The organism is Sphingomonas sp. 77B, assembly GCF_056497825.1.
Genome location: NZ_JBWMBY010000001.1, coordinates 2,334,349 through 2,354,111 on the forward strand (window position 1 = coordinate 2,334,349; position 19,763 = coordinate 2,354,111).

A 19,763-nucleotide genomic window follows, 5' to 3' on the forward strand; every position below is an offset into this window, starting at 1 on the left:
GGGTGGATTCATTTCATGTCATTCTGCTTTAAGGAGAGGAGGGGGTATAGCGCCCTTTGACTTCACGGCATTTCATTTGCTTTATCCCGCAGCGTTTCAAAAGGAGCAGGCATGAGCGTGGCGGCGGCAAGAGCGATGGGGGCTCTGGCATCGATGACGGCGCTGTGCTGGGGGCTGGCGGTTTCCGCCCAGACTACGCCCGCGCCAGCGACCCCGCTGGGCCCGATCAACGCCGACCTGCCACCCGGCGGCGATTCCTACCGCCGTGCCATCGTCACGACGCCGGTTGCGTCGCCCAACTGGACTTTGTCCGCCTGGGTCCAGCCCAGGAGCGTGGCGGGCAAGGGCACGACGATGCTGATCGGCGGTTTCGGCGATCCCAAGGCCGGGCCGCGCCGCTATCTGGCGCTGGTCGATGGCCAGCCCGCGCTGGTGACCGAGGCGGGCGTCGTGCAGGGCGGCGATGCCGACCGCAACAAATGGACCCATATCGCCGCCAGCTATGACGGCAAGGTCGTGCGGCTATTCGTCGGCGGGCGACAGGTGGTGCAGCGCGGGCTGTCGCTGGAGCCGGTCGTCGGCGTCGCGACGCTGGCGCCGCGCGATTATCAGCCGGTCTTTGCGGGCAAGGTCATCGACTTCCGCATGGTGCGCGAGGTGGTCGACCCGCTCGCCATCCGCCTTGCCGCCCGCCGCGCGCCCGACCCGGCCCGCCTCGCGCTTCAGACCGGCAGCCCCAGCTGGCCCTATCAGACCCGTCAGATGCAGGGGCAGACGGTGCCCCAGGATGCCTGGACACTGCCCCAGTCCAAGGCGCCGATCCCGACCAGCGGCACCGCCAGGCCAGAGCCCAAGGACGCAGCACTCGTCTCCACCGCGACCGGGCAATGGGCGGTCAATGGCTGGCGGCTGATCGAGGCGGCCAAGGTCGGCCCCGGCGGCGCTGACCTGTCGCAGGGCAATTTCGACGCGAGCAAATGGTATGCCGCGACCGTGCCGGGCACGGTGCTGACCACTTTGGTCGATCGCGGTGTCTATCCCGATCCGGCGGTGGGGCTGAACAATCTGTCGATCCCCGAGACGCTGGCGCGGCAGGATTACTGGTATCGCACCGAGTTCGACACGCCCGCAGAGGCCGCCGGGCGTACCATGTGGCTGACCTTCAACGGCGTGAACTATTCGGCCGAGGTGTGGGTCAATGGCCGGATGATGGGCACGATGAAGGGCGCCTTCATCCGCGGCCGCTTCCCCGTCACGCTGGCGGCGGGGCGCAACGCCATTGCGGTGCGCGTCTCGCCGCCACCGCATCCCGGCATCGCGCACGAGGAATCGATGACGGCGGGTGTGGGCGAGAATGGCGGCGTCCAGATGATGGACGGCCCGACCTTCGTCGCGACGGAAGGGTGGGACTGGATCCCCAGCGTCCGCGACCGCAATACCGGCCTGTGGCAGGGCGTGACACTGGCCGCGACGGGCCCGGCGGTGATCGGCGACCCACAGGTGGTCACGACATTGCCCAAGCCCGACAATTCGGTCGCCGATGTCGAGATCGCGGTGCCCGTCACCAATAACGGCCAGGCGCCGGTGACGACGACGGTGCGCGCGGTGTTCGACGATGTCGTCGTCGAAAAGCCGGTGACGGTCGCGCCCGGCCAGACGATCCGCGCCGTCCTGTCGCCGAGTGAGTTCCCGCAGCTGTCGGTCAGGAATCCGCGTCTCTGGTGGCCCAATGGCTATGGCGACCCGGCGCTGCACAACCTCGCCATCACGGCGGCGGTCGACGGCGCGCTGTCGGACAGCAAGGCGCTTCGCTTCGGCATGCGGCAGGTGACCTACGACCTGTCGCTATTCGACGATGACGGCGATCTGGAGCGGGTGACGCTGGACCTCAACCGCGCGCGCGGTGGGCAGCGGATCATCGACACCAGCCACAAGGGCATCCGCAAGACCGCCAATGGCTGGGCGATGAGCTTCACGCCGGGCGGCGACCAGTCGGCGGCGGTCAGCAAGGTTACCGACGATCCGCGCCTCGCCCCCTATCTCGTGCTGCGGGTCAACGGCGTGCGGATCGCGGCACGCGGCGGCAATATCGGCATGGACGATTTCATGAAGCGCGTCGACCGCGCGCATCTGGAGCCGTTCTTCCGCCTGCACCGCGACGCGCATCTCAACATCATCCGCAACTGGGTGGGCCAGAATACGGAAGAGAGCTTCTTCGACTTGGCCGACGAGTATGGCCTGATGGTCCTGTCCGACTTCTGGGAGTCGACCCAGGATTACAATATGGAGGCCGAGGACCCGCAGCTGTTCCTCGCCAACGCCACCGATGTCGTGCGCCGGTTCCGCAACCATCCCTCGATCGTCGCCTGGTTCGGGCGGAACGAGGGCGTGCCGCAGCCGATCCTGAACAACGGTCTCGATACGCTGCTGCGCGCCGAGGACGGGACGCGGCTCTATATGCCCTCGTCCAATGCGGTGAACCTGCAGGGGTCGGGGCCGTATAACTGGCGGCCGCCGGTCGACTATTTCACGACGCTGGCCAAGGGCTTCTCGGTCGAGGTCGGCACGCCCTCGCTCCCGACGCTGGAGGCGTGGAAGCGCGCCATCCCGGCCGAGGCGGATCGCTGGCCGATCGGCGATGTCTGGGCCTATCACGACTGGCACCAGACCGGGAACGGCGCGGTCAAGAGCTTCACCGATGCTCTCGAAAAGCGCTTTGGCCCCGCCACCGGATTGGAGGATTTCGAGCGCAAGGCGCAGATGATGGAGTATGAATCCTATCGCGCCATCTTCGAGGGGATGAATGCCGGGCTGTGGACCGAGAATTCCGGCCGGATGCTATGGATGACGCAACCCGCCTGGCCGTCCTCGGCGTGGCAGATCTTCTCGTCCGACTATGACACCCATGCCGCCTTCTACGGCGTGAAGAAGGCCGCCGAGCCGATCCATGTCCAGATGAACCTGCCCGACCACCGCGTCGTGCTGGTCAACAACACCCGCGACGCGCTGAAAGGTGTTCAGGTACGCGCGAAGATCGTCGGGCTCGACGGTCGCAGCGAGGGCGAGCAGGAGGCGAAGGTCGCCGCCAATGCCGAGGGGGTGACGCCCGCGCTGACCCTCGACCTCGCACCCGCCATGAAGCGCGGGCCGGTGCTCGTCCGGCTGGAGGCGACCGATGCGGGTGGACAGCTGCTGTCGACCAACAGCTATTGGGAAGCGCCGGACGATGCAGGCTATCGCGCGTTGACCGCTATGGCACCGGCGCCCGTCACCGCGACCGCGACGACGCAGACCCAGGGCGACGAGACTTTGGCCAGCGTCACCCTGACCAATGGCGGATCGGTGCCGGCGATCGAGACCAAGCTGACCGTGATGAACGCCGACGGCACCCAGGTGCTGCCCGCCTATTTCAGCGACAATTACGTCACCCTGATGCCCGGAGAGACCCGCGTGATCGAGATTCGCTATCCCACGGCCAAGGCGGACAAGCCGATGGTGAATGTGCGCGGCTGGAACGTCACCGCGACGGCCACGGACCTGCGTTCGTGAGCCGGGTGATCCTGGCCGCGCTGGCTGCGCTGACCCTCGCCGCGCCCGCCTGTGCGCAGACCGCGCCCAAGGAGACGGATGCGCAGCGCTGGACCCGGCAGTGGGAGGAGCGGCTGCACAACGACTTCGCCTATCTGGCGCGCTACCGCGACGATAACGCCAAGCTGCCAGCACCCGTGGCGGGGCAGCCGCGCGTGATCTTCATGGGCGATTCGATCACCGAGAACTGGGCCAGCCGCGCGCCCAATTTCTTCGTGAAAGGCCGGATCGGGCGCGGGATCAGCGGACAGACGACCTCGCAGATGCTGCTGCGTTTCCGCCAGGACGTGATCGACCTGAAGCCCGCGGTCGTTCAGATCATGGCGGGGACCAACGACATCGCGGGCAATACCGGCCCGACGACCGACGCGCAGGTTCAGGGCAATATCATGTCGATGGTCCAGCTGGCGCAGGCCAACGGCATCCGCGTGATCCTGGCCTCGATCCCGCCCGCCGATCATTTCGAGTGGAAGCCGGGCCTTGCCCCCGCGCCGCGCATCGCGACGCTGAACGCCTGGTTGCAGGATTATGCCAGGCGGGTGGGCGCGACCTATGCCGATTACTGGTCGGTGCTGCATGTCGGCGACGCGCTGAACCCCGCTTACGGCACCGATGGCGTGCATCCCAATGCGGCGGGCTATGCCGCGATGGCGCCCGTCGCCGATGCCGCGATCAGGCAGGCGCTGGCCAAGCCTCAGCCGCGCAGGATTCGATAGTTCAGCCGGGCGGTCGCGATCGGTTGGTCGCGATCCTCCTGCCAGGCGACCGCCTCGACATTGGCGGTGCGCTGGCCGAGGCGCAGGATGACGCCGACCGCGCGGGTCGGATGCCGGTCGCGGCCGGTGCGCAGGTAATTGGTGGTGATCGTCACCGGCTTGATCCGCGCCGTGCCGTCGCCCGCCAGCCGGTGGGTGAGCGCGGCGATCCCCGCCACCTCCAGCAGCCCGGCGATCGCGCCGCCCTGCAGCAGCCCCGGCCAGCCCATCACATGCTCGCCGAACGGCATGACCAGTTGCGGATCACCCTCGACCCAATCAATCGAACAGCCGAGCCACTCGGCATAGGGGGGCAGGACCATCGCCTGCCCGATCGCGGTCCTGGGCGCGCTCATGCCGCCATGCCGATAAAGGTGCCCGCGACATGGGCGACCGGATCGTCGGGGTCGCCGTCATGCGCGATGCCCCGCACAAAGGCGATGCTGCGCGTCAGCCGGTAACATTCGCCGCGCCCGATCACCGTCCGTTCGGGCACCGCAGGGCGGAGATAGTCGACGCGCAGGTCCAGCGTCACATGCGCCTCGAAATGTCCTCGCTTCAGCCAGACCGCGACGCTGGTCGCCATGTCCATCATTGCGACGATCGGGCCCGAGGCGATGACGCCGCTCGCCGGATCGCCGATCAGCCGCGTGTCATAGGGCAGCGCCAGTTCGGCCCAATCCTCCCCATGCGCGCGATACGCGATGCCCAGCTGCTGGCCATGCCCGCCACCCAGGCCGCCCATCGCCACGAAGCGTTCCATATCGAACCCCATGAGGCGATGGTTTACACAGGGGGACGCCCCAGCGCAAAAGGAGAGAGAGAGATGCAGGACCGGGTGACGATGACGGTGACGGACGGCGTCGCCGATGTCCGGCTGGCGCGCGGGGAGAAGCTGAATGCGATCGACCGCGCCATGTTCGATGCGCTGGCTGGGGCGATCGACGCGCTGTCATCGCGCACCGATCTGCGCGCAGTGGTGGTGTCGGGGGAGGGCGACGGATTCTGTTCCGGGCTCGACATGGCGGCGATGGCGGGGGGCGATCTAGCGGGGCTGGACCTGTCGGCGCGGACCCATGGCCCGGCGAATCTGGTGCAGCAGGTCGCCTGGGGCTGGCGGACGCTGCCGGTGCCGGTGATCGCGGCGGTTCACGGGGTCGCGTTCGGCGGCGCGACGCAGATCATGGCGGGTGCGGACATAAGGCTGGCGCATCCCGCCACCCGCTTTGCGATTCGCGAGGTGCATTGGGGGATCGTGCCCGACATGGGCGGCTTCGCGCTGTGGCGCGGGGTCAGGGAGGATTGCTTGCGGGAGTGGGTCTATACCGCGCGCGAGTTCGATGCGGTCGAGGCGCAGGCGGCGGGGTTCGTCACCCGGCTGGTTGAGGATCCGCGCGCTGAGGCGCAGGCGCTGGCCGCCAAGATCGCCGGGCGCAGTCCCGATGCGGTGCGCAGCGCCAAGCGGCTGTTCGCGGCGATGGGGTCTGCGCCGGAGGACGTGCTGACGAAGGAGAGCGCCGAGCAGCTGGCGTTGATGCAGGGCGCAAACCATCGCGAGGCGGTGCGCGCGAATATGGAGCGGCGGCCCCCGGTGTTTCGGGACGTTTGAGGGGGGCCGCTCCCTCTCCCTACACGATAGCCCCTCCCGCCTGCGGGAGGGGTTGGGGAGGGCAGGGAGTCTCACCGAGCCTGTTGCCCGTGGCTTTCCCTCCCCCATCCCAGTTTCAGGTAAACGATGCCCCGCATCGTTTAGGTCATGCCGGGGGCACGACCGACCTGAAACTCGCTTGCGGGAGGGGCGTGCTTGGAGCAGCCGGTCGGGGCAAACAGAAAAGGGGGAGCCTCTTGCGAGACTCCCCCTTCTTAGCTCTCGCGGAAGAATTACTCCGCGGTCGCCTTCAGGATCTTGCCCGGGTTGCGGGGCGGCTCGCCCTTGGGCAGCGCGTCGACATGCTCCATGCCGCTCTCGACCTGGCCCCAGACGGTATACTGGCGGTCGAGGAAGCGGGCGTCGTCGAAGCAGATGAAGAACTGCGAATTGGCCGAGTTCGGATCGTTGGTCCGCGCCATCGAGCAGGTGCCGCGCACGTGCGGCTCGGCATTGAATTCCTGCTTCAGGTTCGGCTTGTCCGAACCCGACATGCCGGTGCCGGTGGGGTCGCCGCCCTGCGCCATGAAGCCGGGGATCACGCGGTGGAACACGACGCCGTCGTAAAAGCCTTCATTGGCAAGCCCGCCGATGCGCGCGACATGCTCGGGCGCCAGGTCGGGGCGCAGGGTGATGACGACATCGCCGCTCTCGAGCGTCAGGGTCAGCTTGGAAAAAGTCTCGGCCATAAGGGGTCTTCCTTGGTTGATGCCCCGCAGGTAGGCATTCCGGTGCCCGCTGGCAAATGCCGCCATCGCAGTTTAGAGGCATGACATAGCGTTCATGATCGATCGAGGGAGGCCGAGATCAGCGACACCGAACTCCCCGAACTCGAAGCCGAGACACGTCTTGCGGAAAATCCGGCGCCCGAGACGCAGCTGGACGAGGACGACCGGCTGAAGCCCGAATATGTTACGGCCGTGCTCGACGCGCTGGAGGTGGGCGACGACGAGGGTGCGCGCGCGTTGGTCGAGCCGCTCCATCCCGCCGACATCGCCGACCTGTTCGAGCTGGTCGGGGACGAGGAACGCGTCAACCTGGCGCGCGCGGTCTCGGACCTGCTGAACGGCGACGTCTTCGCCGAGATGAACGACTATGTGCGCGAGCAGCTGATCCAGGCGCTCGAACCGCATGAAGTCGCCGACATCGCGTCGGAACTCGACACCGACGACGCTGTGGCGATCATCGAGGACATGGACGAGGACGAGCAGCGCGCGGTGCTGCGTGCGCTCGACCCCGACGACCGCGCCGCGATCGAGGAGGCGCTGTCCTTCCCCGAGGAGTCCGCGGGCCGCCTGATGCAGCGCGAGCTGATCGCGGTGCCCGAGCATTGGACGGTGGCCGAGACGATCCAGTTCCTGCGCGACGACGAGGAACTGACCACCGATTTCTGGGAAATCTTCGTCGTCGACCCCGGCCATCGGCCGATCGGGACCTGCCAGCTGTCCTGGATCCTGCGCACGCCGGGGCAGATCGCCATCGGCGACGTGATGAAGCGCGAACAGACGCTGATCCCGGTCGACATGGACCAGGAAGAGGTGGCGCTGCGCTTCCAGAAATATGCCCTGATCTCGGCCGCCGTCGTGGATGCCAGCGGGCGGCTGGTCGGCATGATTACCGTCGACGACATCGTCCATATCATCCAGCAGGAGGCGGGCGAGGACGTGCTGCGCCTGTCGGGTGCGGGCGAGGGCGACATCAACGAGCCGATCCTCGACAGCTACAAGAGCCGGGTCCGCTGGCTGCTGGCGAACCTCGTCACCGCCATGGTCGCCTCTTCGGTGATCGCCGCGTTCGAGGGGACGATCGCGCGGATGGTGGCGCTCGCCACGCTGATGCCGATCGTGGCGGGCGTCGGCGGCAATGCGGGCACGCAGACGCTGGCGGTGACGGTGCGCGCGCTGGCGACCAACCAGCTGACCCGGTCGAACACCGCGCGTGCGATCATGCGCGAAATCCGCGTGGCGATGATGAACGGCGTGACGGTCGCGGCGGTGATCGGCGTCGGCGTCAGCCTGGTCTTCGGCAACCCGGCGCTGGGCATGGTGATCGCGGCGGCGATGATGACCAACATCCTGGTCGCGGGGCTGGCGGGGGTGCTGGTGCCGGTGACGCTCGACCGCCTGGACGCCGATCCGGCGGTCGCGTCGTCGGTGTTCGTGACGATGACGACCGATTCGATCGGCTTCCTGGCGTTCCTGGGACTGGCGACGGCGGCGGGACTGACGGGTTAGAGCAAGATGACAGGAGATCAACTTACCCCTCCCCTTCAGGGGAGGGGGCGGGGGTGGGGCGCCTCCGCAAGCGTGAGGTCTGTGGCGAGGCCCCACCCCAACCCCTCCCCTGAAGGGGAGGGGCTTGCGTTGGTTCAATGCAATGTCATCACGATCTAAGCTATCCCTCCCCTTGCAGGGGAGGAATTAGAAGGGCGCCAAGATCAATGGTCGTGGTCGTGATGATGCCCGTGCGGCACGTTGCGCAGCGCCTCCAGCACCTCGTCGGTGCGTGCGGGATCGCCGATCGCTAGCACATGGCCTGCGCTGTCGGCGGTCAGCGGATCGCCGTTCCAGTCGCACATCCGCCCGCCCGCGCCCTCGACGACGGGCACCAGCGCGGCGAAGTCGTGGAGCTTCAGCCCCGATTCGCAGACCAGGTCGATATGGCCGCTCGCCAGCAGGCCGTAATTATAGCAGTCGCCGCCATAGACGGGCCCCTGGCGCGGGGACTGGCCGCTGACCGCGGCGACCAGCGCCATGAAATGCGGTACGTCCTCGTCGTCGAACAGATGCGGGCTGGTCGTCGCGATCGTCGCGCCGTCCAGGTCGCGACAGGCACGCGTGCGCGTCGGCTGTCCGTTGAACAGCGTCGGCCGCCCCGCCACGCCCAGCCAGCGCTCGCGCGCGATCGGCTGGTCGATGATACCCAGCACCGGCCAGCCATTTTCGACGAGCGCGATCAGCGTGCCGAAGATCGGCCGCCCGACGGTGAAGCTGCGCGTGCCGTCGATCGGGTCGAGCACCCATTGCCGCCCGGTCACGCCGTCCTTGACGCCATATTCCTCGCCATGGATGCCGTCGCCCGAGCGCTCCGCGTCCAGGATGCGCCGCATCGCCGCCTCCGCCTCGCGGTCGGCCAGTGTCACGGGCGAGCGATCTTCCTTGATTTCCAAACCCATTTCTCGGCGGAAATAGGGGCGGATGGCGGCTCCGGCAGCATCGGCAAGTCGAAGGGCCAGCTGAATATCGTCGGCGTGTACGGACATATTAACCCGGATAGGATAGGACTGTACGATCAGCAATGGACGCCACGATCATGACGGGATAGGCGTTAACTATATTATTTTAAGGAATGGGGCGATGAGGGCAGTTTTGGGCGTTCTCCTGGCGATGGCAGCGGTACCGGCCGCAGCGGCCCTGCGTCCCGGTGCTGCCGCCCCCGATTTCACCACGCGCGGCGCGGTGGCGGGCAAGGTCTTTACGTTGCACCTCAAGGAACAACTGCGCCACGGCCCGGTCGTCCTCTATTTCTTCCCCGCCGCCTTCACCAGCGGTTGCAGCGCCGAGGCGCGCGCCTTTGCCGAGAAGATCGACGCCTTTCGTGCTGCCGGTGCGCGCGTGATCGGCATGTCGGCCGACCCGGTCGACAAGCTCGCCGCCTTTTCCAAGGCCGAATGCGCGGGCAAGTTCCCCGTCGCCAGTGCGGGGCCCGCGATCGTCAAGGGCTATGACGTCGCGCTCGGTCGTCAGATTGAGGGGCGCGATATCACCTCGCGCACCAGCTATGTCATCGGTCGCGATGGCCGCATCGTCTTCGTCCATGACGATATGAACCCGGCCGAGCATGTCGCCACCACCCTGGCGGCGGTTCGCGATCTGCAAAGCCGTCGCTGATCGGCGCGTGACATGGGGCTGTTCAGGGGGCGGGGCGATATGGCGGAGGCGGAGCCACAGGGGGCTATGACGACGCCTGCTAGATTGTATGAGCGTATCGGTCAGTTTCTGGAGGATCACCGGCTTTCGCCCGATCCCGCCCATTATGCCTTCGTCCATGCGATTCTGACCGAACCGAATGGCAGCCTGGCGCGTGCGGTCGCCTCGCTGGTCGATGGCGGCGTGCGGCTGCACCAGGACGATATCGCCCGGCTGGGTGGTCCGACGGGCGCGTCGCGTCCCATGCCCGAGCCGTCATCGGCCGAGCCCGAGGTCGCGCGCGAAACGGCGGCCGAGCGAATCGCGTTGCCCGAGGCGGAGGCGCGGTCGGACGAACTGGCCGAGCAGACCGAGAACCAGGTCGCGGCGTTCATGACGGTGATCCGCAGCTTCCAGGCGGATACCACGGCGTTCGGCGTCAACCTGGCGCGCAACGTGGCGGAGATGAACCGCGACGGCGGCATCGACCTGCCGACGCTGGCGACGCTCACCGGAGAGATGCTGGAGCGGATCAACGCGACCGAGCGGCGACTGGAGCAGGCGACCGCCGAGGCGGACACGCTGCGCGAAAAGCTGGCTGAGGCGCGCGTGACGGCGCGGCGTGACCCGTTGACCGGGCTGGCCAACCGCCTCGCCTTTTCCGAAGCCCTGGGGCAGTGTTTCCAGGTGACGGACAGTTGCCATCTGGCGCTGTGCGATGTCGATCGGTTCAAGCGGATCAACGACGATCTGGGGCATGCCACCGGCGACCGCGTGCTGCACTCGATCGGCAAGATCCTGGCCGAGGAGTGCGAGGGGCACCTCGTCTGCCGTCATGGCGGCGAGGAGTTCACGATCCTGATGTGTGGCTTGTCGGCGAGGCAGGCGATGGCGCTGGTCGAACGGGCGCGCGATGCGGTGCGAAGCCGTCGCTTGCGGGTGCGCGAGACGGGCGAGCCGGTGGGCGAGATCACCTTCTCCGCCGGGATCACCGCGCTGACCCCCGAGGACACGCAGGAGACGCTGTTCGCCCGCGCCGACGCGCTGCTGTACCGCGCGAAAAAGGAAGGGCGCGACCGGGCCTATATCGACAGCTGAGTTTTCCGCCATTCCGTGGCGGAAAATTCTATGGTCTGGCGGCGGAATTTCCCAAATCCTTTCGGGATCGGCGAAAAAACCCCGGAAAACCGCCATTTTTGAAATTGGCACGCTCTCTGCAATGTCCCTGATATCGCCGGTCGGATGGTTCGACCGGCGGAATAATCAGGGAGTTTCACCATGTTCGCTTCGTTCCAGGCTCGCCAGATCCTCGTCTCGGTCGTCGGCGCTTTCGTCTTTGCCGGGCTCGCCATCACCACCGCCGCCCCGATCTTTCCGATCGCCTGAGCGTGATCGCCCTTACCCCTTCTGGCGGCCGGGCCGTCCTGTCCTGACACCCGGCCGTCCTTTTCACCTGTCTCAGGCGACCGCGCCTGCACCCACCGGGCCGATCGGCGCTTCCTCCTCGCGCGAATAGGTGCCCGTCAGCACCCCGGCGGCCAGCACATGCCCCGCCATCGCCTCGACCAGCGCCCCGCGCCCCGGCGTCTGTCCGCCGATCTCGACCTCCGCATCCAGCGCGAACAGCTGGAAGACATAGCGATGCTCGCCATGCCCGCGCGGCGGATCGGGCGGCAGCCAGCCTTCGCTCAAGTAAGAATTGCGGCCGACATCGCCCCCTTCGGGCGTGCCCGCGCCATCCGCGACGATCGCGCCCTCGTCCAGTTCGCCCGCCTGGGGCGGCAGCTTCCAGACGATGGCGTGGACCAGAGGCTGCGGCGTCGGTGCGTCGGCATCCTCGACGAGCAGCGCCAGCATCGCCGTACCCTCGGGCGGATTGCCCCAGTAAAGCGGCGGCGACACCCCCTCGCCATCGGCGGTGAAGCGCTCGGGCAGCCGCGCCATGTCGCCGAAGGCCGGGCTGTGCAGCGCCATGGCGGCAGGGGGCGTCAGTTCGGGGCGGACGACCGCGATCGATTCGACCCCGGCGCGCCAGCCGCTCATCGCCTTGCCCAACCATGCTGGCAGATGTTCGAGCATCCCTGTCTCCTTTTATCGCGGTTTCACGGGCACGACCCGCGTGCGCCACACGGTCAGCGTGTCGATCGCGCCCCGGCATTCGGTCATCTGCGCGGCGTGCAGCAGGCGGAAGCGGGTGCCGTCCCAGCCGAACTGCTGCGCATCGCCGCAATCGCCCAGGCCCCGGCCCTTGCCCCAGCTCGACAGGCGGCCGTCGCGCGACCATTCGACATTGACCAGGATTTCAGGCTGGCCGGGATCGGGCGTCTCGCCGAAATGATAGGCGAAGTCGAAGGCGGCGGGGCTCAACCGGCCGTCGCGCCAGATCAGCGGCTTGACCAGATAGTTATAGGCGCCCGCGCCGCATGACATCAGTACCAGCGCGCTGCGTCGGTCGAGCCGGTGCGCATCGGCGCTGAACGGGCTGCCATCGTCGATCACGCAGCCATAGCGCCGCCTCGCCTCGCTGATCGCGTTGGCGGGAATGACGGGGGCGGGGCCGGGGGGCGGGGTGACGATCTGCACGACCGGCAGCGCCGGTGCGGCGCCGCGATAGCGTTTGCCGCCGCGCGCGACCAGCGCGGTCGTGGTGCCTGCCCGTCCCTGTCGATCGTCCATATAGCGAAACGCCGCCGCCGCGCCCGCCAGCGCGACCGGGTGCGCGGCCGGGGTCAGCAGCGCGGCCCGCTTGCCCCGCGCGAGGGCTGAAATCAGCGCCTGGGCGGGGGCACCCTGCCACGCGCCCTCGCCGTCCCGGTCCAGCGGAGTGGAGGCGATGGTTCGCCCGTCGACCCGGACGCTGGCCGTCTTCGCCTTGCCGGTCATGTCGCGGATGCGCACCGTCACCCGGCCAGCCCCGTCGCGCGCGACGATCAGTCCGACATCCTGGAGCGCCGAGTCCTCGGCCGCCAGCGACGCCGTCTCGCAATCCCGACCATTGTCGCAGGCGACGATCCAGTCGCGGAAGAGCTTCAGCTTGCCGGGCCGGGGCGTGTCCGGCGTGGCGGCGGTCGCCGCGGTGGCGAGCAGCGCTGCGCTGATGGCAAGGCACATGCGAATCATACCCGATCAACCCCTTGGCTGGCGATCCCGTTCCGAACCGGATAGGGCGCGTTGCAACAGGCTTTGTGGCAGAGATACGGGCCGGAAAATAGGAGAGTGTCGATGAAGTCAGTGGGCGTGATCGGAGCCGGCCAGATGGGCGCAGGCATCGCGCAGGTCTCGGCGGCGGCGGGCTATGCGGTGAAGCTGGCCGATGTCTCGGTCGAGCGGGCCGAGGCGGGCAAGGCGGGCATCGCCAAGGCGCTCGACCGGCTGGTGACCAAGGAAAAGATGACGCGCGAGGACGCCGATTCGCTGCTCGGCCGGATCGAGCCGGTCGGCAGCCTGTCCGCCATGGCGGATTGCGAACTGGTGATCGAGGCCGCGACCGAGCGCGAGGCCATCAAGCGTGCGATCTTCGAAGAGGTCGGCAAGGTCATGTCCGACACCGCGATCCTGGCGACCAACACCTCGTCCATCCCGATCACCCGGCTGGCGCAGGCGGCACCCGATGCGGGGCGCTTCGTCGGCGTGCACTTCTTCAATCCGGTGCCGGTGATGGGCCTGATCGAGCTGATCCGCGGCCTCGCTACTTCGGACGAGACGGTCGCCAGGGTCGAGGGCTTCGCGCAGGAACTGGGCAAGCGCGTCGTCCACGCCAATGACGCGCCGGGCTTCATCGTCAACCGCGTGCTGATGCCGATGATCAACGAGGCGATCTTTGCATTGGGCGAGGGCGTGGCGACGATCCCCGATATCGACGCGGCGTGCCAGCTGGGGCTGAACCACCCGATGGGTCCGCTGACGCTCGCCGATTTTATCGGGCTGGACACCTGCCTGGAGATCACCCGCGTGCTGTTCGAGGGGACGGGCGACCCCAAGTTCCGCCCCGCCCCGCTGCTCATCAAATATGTCGAGGCGGGCTGGTACGGCCGCAAGACCAAGCGCGGCTTTTACGATTACACCGGCGCGGAACCCGTACCGACGCGGTAAACTTCAAATCCTCCCCATCTTCGATGGGGAGGGGGACCGCCGCAAAGCGGTGGTGGAGGGGCGAGGGGCTTGCCCCCCCCCCCCCCCCTCCCCCCCCGGCCCCCCCCCCCCACCCCCCCCCTTGGTGGCTTGCCCCTCCACCACGCTCTGCGAGCGCGGTCCCCCTCCCCAAGCACAGCTTGGGGAGGAATTTAGAACGCGCCGTGGACCCTGAGCGCGAATATTTCGGCAGGTCCGCGATCGCGGTTGTAGCCGGGGTTTTCCACATATTGCGCGTCCAGCGTCACCGCGAGCGCGCGGGAGACCGAGACGTCGTAATAGGCCTCGGCAATTTCCTCCGCGCCCGCATTGGGCAGCTTGCCGTCGCCGACCAGCACGCCGAGGCCCCCGGCCGCCAGATAGCGGCGATGCTCGGCCGAAATGCCGTTGGCGATCAGCGCCAGCCCGACCCGGTCCTGTGCCCGGCCCCAGCTTTTGCCGCCGAGCGAGCCGCCGATCTGCGCCGTCCGGTCGATATCGGTAAAGTCATAGGGCTCGATCGACCCATCGCTGGCCCCGACCCGTGCGAACAGGCCCAGCGTATCGGTCAGCGCCTGGTCCATGTTCATATAGCCGCCGACCCGCGTCATCCGCCGCCGGGTAAAGGACGGATCGACCATATCCCCGGTCGCGGCGGCATAGGCCAGCGCGTCGTCGAAGCGGCTGAAATTGCCCCGGTTGCGAAAGAAGCCGAGCCGCACCGATCCGGGCCGCCCGGCGACCGCATGGCGATGCTCGACCTCGGCATCCAGCTGATACTGGCCGAAGCCATGTTCCAGCCGCTCGCCATTGGGCACGGTCGACAGGTTGAACAGCCCGGCGCGAAGCGTCCAGTCGCCGCGATAGAGTTCAGCCGCCAGCCCCGTGGTATAGCCCCAGGCATCGGCGGCATAATCGAAGCTGCCGGTATCGACCGCCGACCAGTTGAGGAAGTCGCCGCGCGGGTCGTGCGCATAGGGGTTGGTGTCGAAGATGTCGCCGACGCCGAACTTGCCGATGGTCAGGACGATCCGGTCGACCGAGCGCGAACCGCCCAGCTGGTTGGCGACACCCGCCACCGCCTCGCGCGTGCCGCCGAGGCCGAAGGTCTGGCGGAAAAAGGCGCGTTGCAGCCGGAAATAGGGTTCGGCCTTGCCGACCTTATAGGCCTCGGCGCTGGGGAAGCCCGCGACGCCCAGCGTGTTGGACAGGCCGAAGCCCTGGTCGATCTCCGGATTCACCCACAGTTCGCCGCCGGTCCAGGCGCGGGCGCCGATAAAGGCGGTGATGTCGGCGGTTTCCTTAACCTGACGCGGGGTCAGGCTGTTGGCGCCGGTATAGGGCGAGGCAAAGCCGCCGACCCCTTGCGCGACGACCGTCGCCTGGCCGTGGATCGCGAAATCCTCCGGCTGGGTATCCTGCGCGGACGCGGCACGCGCGACGAGGAGCAGGCCGCACAGCGCGGCCCGCGAAACGATACGGATCATGGTGCTATTCCCGGATCAGGCGCTGGCGCGGGTGCGGCGCATCGCCTGCGGACGGGTGGACGCGACCAGGCGTAGCAGCCGCGCGCGCTCGAGGGGAACGCTCGCCATCACGGTGGCGAGGGAATGCGCGCGGACATGCGCGCGGAACAGGGTACGGGTCATGGCAGACCTCCTTCGGGTTCGTGTGGTCGAGCCCGGCGGAAGGTCGGCGAGGAACGGCTCTAGCGGGCCGACATCGTCGACCCCGTCAGGCCCGTCAGACGGTCGGCAAGAACACAGACGCCGAAGCGTCTACTGTCCTCGTCGCCGGACAAGGGACTAGATCGGGGCATTGTGATCCTATGTGTGAGTCGGCCACGTCTGCGGTCGACAGGGCGCCCATAGCGCGCGTGGCTTGGGGATCAACCCCAAACTCCTCCCCGGCACGGGGAGGGGGACCAGCCGGAGGCTGGTGGAGGGGGCGGGCCGCAAAGGGAGTCCGGTGTGGAAGTCCCCCCTCCGTCAGGCCTGCTGCCTGCCATCTCCCCGTGCCGGGGGGAATAAACAGTGTCAGGCGATCAGCAGGCCTGCCAGTGCCGCCGACATCAGATTGGCGAGGCTCCCCGCGATCAGCGCACGGATGCCCAGGCGGGCGATGGTCGGGCGCTGGTTGGGGGCGAGGCTGCCGGTGACGGCCATCTGGATCGCGATCGACGAGAAATTGGCAAAGCCGCACAGTGCGAAGGTGACGACCGCGACGGTGCGCGGCGACAGCTGCGCCGCCTGTTTCCCCAGGTCGATATAGGCGACGAACTCGTTGAGCACGATCTTCTCGCCGAACAGGCCGCCCGCGATCCCCGCCTCGTTCCACGGCACGTTGAGCAGCGCCATGATCGGCTGGAACACATAACCCAGCAGCGCCTGGAAGCTCAGGCCCGGAATGCCGATCAGATTGCCCAGCCCGCCGAGCAGGCCGTTGGCCAGCGCGACCAGAGCCACGAAGGCCAGCACCATGGCGCCGACCGCGACGGCCAGCTTCACGCCGGTCTGCGCACCCTGCGCGGCCGCCATGATGATGTTGGCGGGCTTTTCCTCGTCATGCGTGGCCTCGGCCAGCGCGATCTTCTCATCCTCGATCACGTCGCCCAGCGGCAGCTGCCCGGCGGGTGGCTCCATCCGGTCGGGCATGATGATCTTAGCCATCAGGATGCCGCCCGGCGCCGCCATGAAGCTGGCCGCGAGCAGATATTCGATCGAGATGCCCATCGAGGCGTATGCCGCCAGGATCGTGCCCGCGACGCCCGCCATGCCGCTGGTCATCACCGTGAACAGCTGCGCCGGAGTGAGGCCTGCCAGATAGGGGCGGATGACGAGCGGCGATTCGGACTGGCCGACAAAGACATTGGCCGCCGCGCAGAGCGATTCGATCTTCGACACGCCGATCACCTTCTCGATCGCGCCGCCCAGCCAGCGCACGACCAGCTGCATGATCCCCAGATGATAGAGGATCGAGACGAGCGCGGCGAAGAAGATGATGACGGGCAGCGCCTGGATGGCGAAGTTGCGGCCCAGCGGATCGGACGCCAGCGCGCCGAACAGGAACTTGGTCCCCTCATTGGCATAGCCGAGAAGGTCCGCGACGCCGCCCGACAGCCATTGGAGCACCCGCTTGCCCCAGGGGACATAGAGGACGAGGACCGCGATCCCCGCCTGCAGCGCGAACGCCGCGCCGACGACGCGCGGGCGAATCGCCCGGCGGTCGGTGGACAGGGCGACCGCGATGCCCAGAATGACAAATATGCCTGCGATGCCGATGGCAAAACGATTCATGCGCGCTGCTTAACTGGGCCGCTTGGGGCGGGTGGTGGAAACGACGCGGCCCCCCGGCTGCGCGGGGACCGATCATAAGCACGGTGCGGCACGACCGCCATAGTTTTGATCGCAAGGGGATTTCGATCCTCCCCGGCACGGGGAGGGGGACCGCCGCGAAGCGGTGGTGGAGGGGGCGCTCCCCCTCCACCAGCCTTTGGCTGGTCCCCCTCCCCTTGCAGGGAGGATCAGAAAATTCCCAGGAATTTCTTGCGCTGTACCTTGGCCTCGCCCGGACTGCTCGGTCCGTCCTCGGCCTTGGCGGTGGTGCCATTGCCGACATCGTTGCGCTTGTCGCCCTTGCTGGTGCGCTGTGCACTCGCCCGCGCGCCCGACAGGACCGGGCCGCAGGCCGCCGCCTTCGCGTCGCCGACATCGACGAAGGCCAGCACGCCCGCCAGCGGGGTCGCGACCACCGCCAGCCCCAGCCCGGCCCCGGCGCGCGCCAGCAGGTCGCCGCTGATCGGATCGATCCTGGGGTGCGCGAAACTGCCGGTGATGCCGACCGGCGACTGGCCGGAGAACAGGCTGAAGGTCTTGGCATCGGCGCGCACCGCCATGTCGAGCGCCTCGTTGCGGAAGCTGAATCCGCCGCGCCCGGTGATGACGTTCTTCGACGTGTCGATCAGGATCGGATCCGCCGCCGCCACGCCGCCGCGCACGGTGAAGGCGATCAGGCCGCAGTTGATCCGCACCGGCTCCTTCAATTCCTTCTCGAACATCTTCTGGACGAAGGTGCCGATGTCCAGCTCGGCCAGCTGCGCATTCTTGGTCCAGAGCGAGCCTGCGGGCAGGATGAAGGCCATCCGCCCGTTCGCGCTGGCGAGCGAATCATGGATGGTGTCGCCGCGCCCGGTCAGCTGGACCCGGCCCTTCACCGTGCCGGTCGTGCCCGCCTCCGCGACGCCCCAGCCCGCCAGCAACCGTCCGAGCGGGGTGGGCGACAGGCGGATGTCGTAGCGCACCAGGCTGGGCCGCTGGCGCGTGTCGAACAGCAGGTCGGACGAGACATTGCCGCGCGCCATCGCGAATTTCAGCGGCGACAGGGTCAGCTTGCCGCGATCCAGCGCCAGCGTCAGGTCGACGTTCGAGATCGGCACCCGCCGCGAGCGCACGGTGCGGATCGTCCATTTCAGATCGGCATCGAACCGCTGCATCGTCGCGATGGGCAGCGCGGCATCGGGCAGCAGGCGCTGCGGCCCCACGCCCGTCGCGGCGGCGGCGGCCTCCGCGCCCTTGGTCGCGACGATATCGGGGTTGTAGCCAATGAACGGCGCGGCATCGATGATGTCGAGCTTGTCGGTCGCGAGCGTCGAATCGAGGTGCAGCCGCGCGCCATGCGTGACGGTCAGCTTGCCGGTCAGGTCGCTGTCGCCGAACGTCCCCTTCATGCGGGTGAAGCGATAGACATCGCCGTCCTTCACCAGCTGGGCATGCAGGTCATAGGTGCGGGTGCGCGGGATGACGACGCCGATCACCTCGAGCAGCGTCGACAGGTCCTTGCCCCGCGCGCGGGTATGCAGCGGCACATTCTCGACATCGGCGATCGAGGGCAGGGTGCCGGTGACATCGACGATATTGCCCGCCGTGCGCATCCGCGCGACCAGCTCGTTCTTGCCGCGATTGGCGGTGGCGTCGGGCGACAATAGCTGCGCGTTCAGCACGAAGGGGGTTTCGCGGATCACGCCCTTGCCACGCACCCCGACCGCGCGGCCGATCCGCGCGTCCTGCGACTGAAAATCGGCGAGCGCCAGGTCGGCCGTCACTTGCATCCGGGGATCGCGGTAGCGAACCGTCGTACCCTTCACCACGGCCACGTCGATGCGCGGAAACTCCAACCGCTTGCCGCCCTTCTTGTCGCTAAAGGTCCAGCTGTTGGTGCGGTGGTCGGGCGTCCACTCCAGATCGACCGCGCCGTTGGTCAGCTCCAGCCAGGTGAAGCGGCGCCTGCCGAACAGCAGCGACAGCGGTGCGATCCGCGAATCGATCCGGTCGGCGGTGAACAGGTTGGGCCGCGTCGCCCAGCCGGGGTTGGAGACGGCGATCTTCTCGGCGACGAACTTGATCCGCCACGGCGCGAAATAGAGCTGGAAATCGCCGCCGACCGTCACTGTCCGATGGGTCAGCTTGCCGACGATCGACTCGAAGGGATGGCGCAGGAACCGCCCCCTGGTGACGAACAGCACCAGCCAGATCGCCGCAAGGATGGTGACAAGGCCGATGAGGACGCGAATCGCCCAGCGGCGCCACCCGGTGCGGGCAGCGGTGACGGTCGTGGGCTTGTCGGCCGCAGGCGCCTGATCCATGGAAATCCCAAGCGCGCCAGCGAGGCAGCGGTTCCCGGATGCGCGTCGGTTGCATTCTGTGCCCGCTTCGTCTAAGCGGCCCGCTTCCCGAGCGAGGTGTCACGAACGGCCCG

Annotated in this window: 17 protein-coding genes; 7 read left to right on the forward strand and 10 right to left on the reverse strand. The window is 67.8% G+C overall.

What is annotated here, in order from left to right; all coding sequences use genetic code 11:
* The first annotated feature begins 111 nt into the window (after window positions 1-111).
* Together AC1GI4_RS11015 and AC1GI4_RS11020 are read left to right on the forward strand one after the other, a co-directional pair.
* Entirely contained in the window at window positions 112-3,549 is a 3,438-nt protein-coding gene (locus AC1GI4_RS11015) for a glycosyl hydrolase 2 galactose-binding domain-containing protein (protein WP_479629525.1), read from the forward strand.
* On the forward strand, window positions 3,546-4,304 hold the full coding sequence (locus tag AC1GI4_RS11020; RefSeq protein ID WP_479629526.1) for an SGNH/GDSL hydrolase family protein: 759 nt from the start codon (window positions 3,546-3,548) through the stop codon (window positions 4,302-4,304). Before AC1GI4_RS11015 ends, AC1GI4_RS11020 begins: the two co-directional genes overlap by 4 nt.
* On the opposite strand, the gene AC1GI4_RS11025 is transcribed toward AC1GI4_RS11020, so the two are convergent.
* Together AC1GI4_RS11025 and AC1GI4_RS11030 are read right to left on the reverse strand one after the other, a co-directional pair.
* A complete protein-coding gene (locus AC1GI4_RS11025; RefSeq protein WP_479629527.1) occupies window positions 4,283-4,699 on the reverse strand; it encodes a PaaI family thioesterase in 417 nt (138 codons plus the stop codon). The two genes, AC1GI4_RS11020 and AC1GI4_RS11025, sit on opposite strands and share 22 nt — an antisense overlap.
* Complete coding sequence (locus tag AC1GI4_RS11030) at window positions 4,696-5,106, reverse strand: PaaI family thioesterase (protein ID WP_479629528.1); 411 nt, start codon at window positions 5,104-5,106, stop codon at window positions 4,696-4,698. Before AC1GI4_RS11030 ends, AC1GI4_RS11025 begins: the two co-directional genes overlap by 4 nt.
* Before the next feature lie 63 nt (window positions 5,107-5,169).
* On the opposite strand from AC1GI4_RS11030, the gene AC1GI4_RS11035 reads away from it, so the two are divergent.
* Window positions 5,170-5,952: a crotonase/enoyl-CoA hydratase family protein gene (locus tag AC1GI4_RS11035; RefSeq protein ID WP_479629529.1), complete on the forward strand. Its 783-nt coding sequence runs from the start codon at window positions 5,170-5,172 to the stop codon at window positions 5,950-5,952.
* A 272-nt stretch (window positions 5,953-6,224) separates the two neighbouring features.
* On the opposite strand, the gene AC1GI4_RS11040 is transcribed toward AC1GI4_RS11035, so the two are convergent.
* Window positions 6,225-6,680 carry a peptidylprolyl isomerase gene (locus AC1GI4_RS11040; RefSeq protein WP_056436311.1) on the reverse strand — a complete coding sequence of 152 codons (456 nt, stop codon included), beginning with the start codon at window positions 6,678-6,680 and terminating at the stop codon, window positions 6,225-6,227.
* 117 nt (window positions 6,681-6,797) lie between these two features.
* Between AC1GI4_RS11040 and mgtE the strand changes: the two genes are divergently transcribed.
* On the forward strand, window positions 6,798-8,225 hold the full coding sequence (gene mgtE, locus AC1GI4_RS11045) for a magnesium transporter (RefSeq protein WP_479630393.1): 1,428 nt from the start codon (window positions 6,798-6,800) through the stop codon (window positions 8,223-8,225).
* A 203-nt stretch (window positions 8,226-8,428) separates the two neighbouring features.
* Here mgtE and AC1GI4_RS11050 read toward each other — a convergent pair whose 3' ends face one another.
* Window positions 8,429-9,253: an inositol monophosphatase family protein gene (locus AC1GI4_RS11050; RefSeq protein ID WP_433909304.1), complete on the reverse strand. Its 825-nt coding sequence runs from the start codon at window positions 9,251-9,253 to the stop codon at window positions 8,429-8,431.
* Window positions 9,254-9,347: 94 nt separating this feature from the next.
* Between AC1GI4_RS11050 and AC1GI4_RS11055 the strand changes: the two genes are divergently transcribed.
* Both AC1GI4_RS11055 and AC1GI4_RS11060 read left to right on the forward strand, forming a co-directional pair.
* Window positions 9,348-9,881: a peroxiredoxin gene (locus AC1GI4_RS11055; protein WP_433909303.1), complete on the forward strand. Its 534-nt coding sequence runs from the start codon at window positions 9,348-9,350 to the stop codon at window positions 9,879-9,881.
* Between the two features lie 66 nt (window positions 9,882-9,947).
* On the forward strand, window positions 9,948-10,997 hold the full coding sequence (locus tag AC1GI4_RS11060) for a GGDEF domain-containing protein (RefSeq protein ID WP_479629530.1): 1,050 nt from the start codon (window positions 9,948-9,950) through the stop codon (window positions 10,995-10,997).
* Window positions 10,998-11,357: 360 nt separating this feature from the next.
* Here the strand turns inward: AC1GI4_RS11060 and AC1GI4_RS11065 are convergent, their stop codons facing one another.
* Window positions 11,358-11,978, reverse strand: coding sequence for a YbhB/YbcL family Raf kinase inhibitor-like protein (locus tag AC1GI4_RS11065; RefSeq protein ID WP_479629531.1), 621 nt, complete (start codon window positions 11,976-11,978; stop codon window positions 11,358-11,360).
* A 12-nt stretch (window positions 11,979-11,990) separates the two neighbouring features.
* Complete coding sequence (locus AC1GI4_RS11070) at window positions 11,991-13,010, reverse strand: DUF1176 domain-containing protein (protein WP_479629532.1); 1,020 nt, start codon at window positions 13,008-13,010, stop codon at window positions 11,991-11,993.
* Window positions 13,011-13,121: 111 nt separating this feature from the next.
* On the opposite strand from AC1GI4_RS11070, the gene AC1GI4_RS11075 reads away from it, so the two are divergent.
* Window positions 13,122-13,991, forward strand: a complete 870-nt coding sequence (locus AC1GI4_RS11075; protein WP_294275634.1) for a 3-hydroxybutyryl-CoA dehydrogenase — start codon at window positions 13,122-13,124, stop codon at window positions 13,989-13,991.
* 191 nt (window positions 13,992-14,182) lie between these two features.
* Here AC1GI4_RS11075 and AC1GI4_RS11080 read toward each other — a convergent pair whose 3' ends face one another.
* From AC1GI4_RS11080 to AC1GI4_RS11095, 4 genes are all read right to left on the reverse strand, one after another.
* Window positions 14,183-15,496, reverse strand: a complete 1,314-nt coding sequence (locus AC1GI4_RS11080; protein WP_479629533.1) for a carbohydrate porin — start codon at window positions 15,494-15,496, stop codon at window positions 14,183-14,185.
* Window positions 15,497-15,511: 15 nt separating this feature from the next.
* Window positions 15,512-15,658, reverse strand: a complete 147-nt coding sequence (locus AC1GI4_RS11085) for a hypothetical protein (RefSeq protein WP_479629534.1) — start codon at window positions 15,656-15,658, stop codon at window positions 15,512-15,514.
* 387 nt (window positions 15,659-16,045) lie between these two features.
* On the reverse strand, window positions 16,046-17,305 hold the full coding sequence (locus tag AC1GI4_RS11090; protein WP_479629535.1) for a NupC/NupG family nucleoside CNT transporter: 1,260 nt from the start codon (window positions 17,303-17,305) through the stop codon (window positions 16,046-16,048).
* Window positions 17,306-17,532: 227 nt separating this feature from the next.
* Window positions 17,533-19,650 (reverse strand): AsmA family protein, encoded by a 2,118-nt coding sequence (locus AC1GI4_RS11095; RefSeq protein WP_479629536.1) that lies wholly within the window; start codon window positions 19,648-19,650, stop codon window positions 17,533-17,535.
* Window positions 19,651-19,763 lie beyond the last annotated feature (113 nt).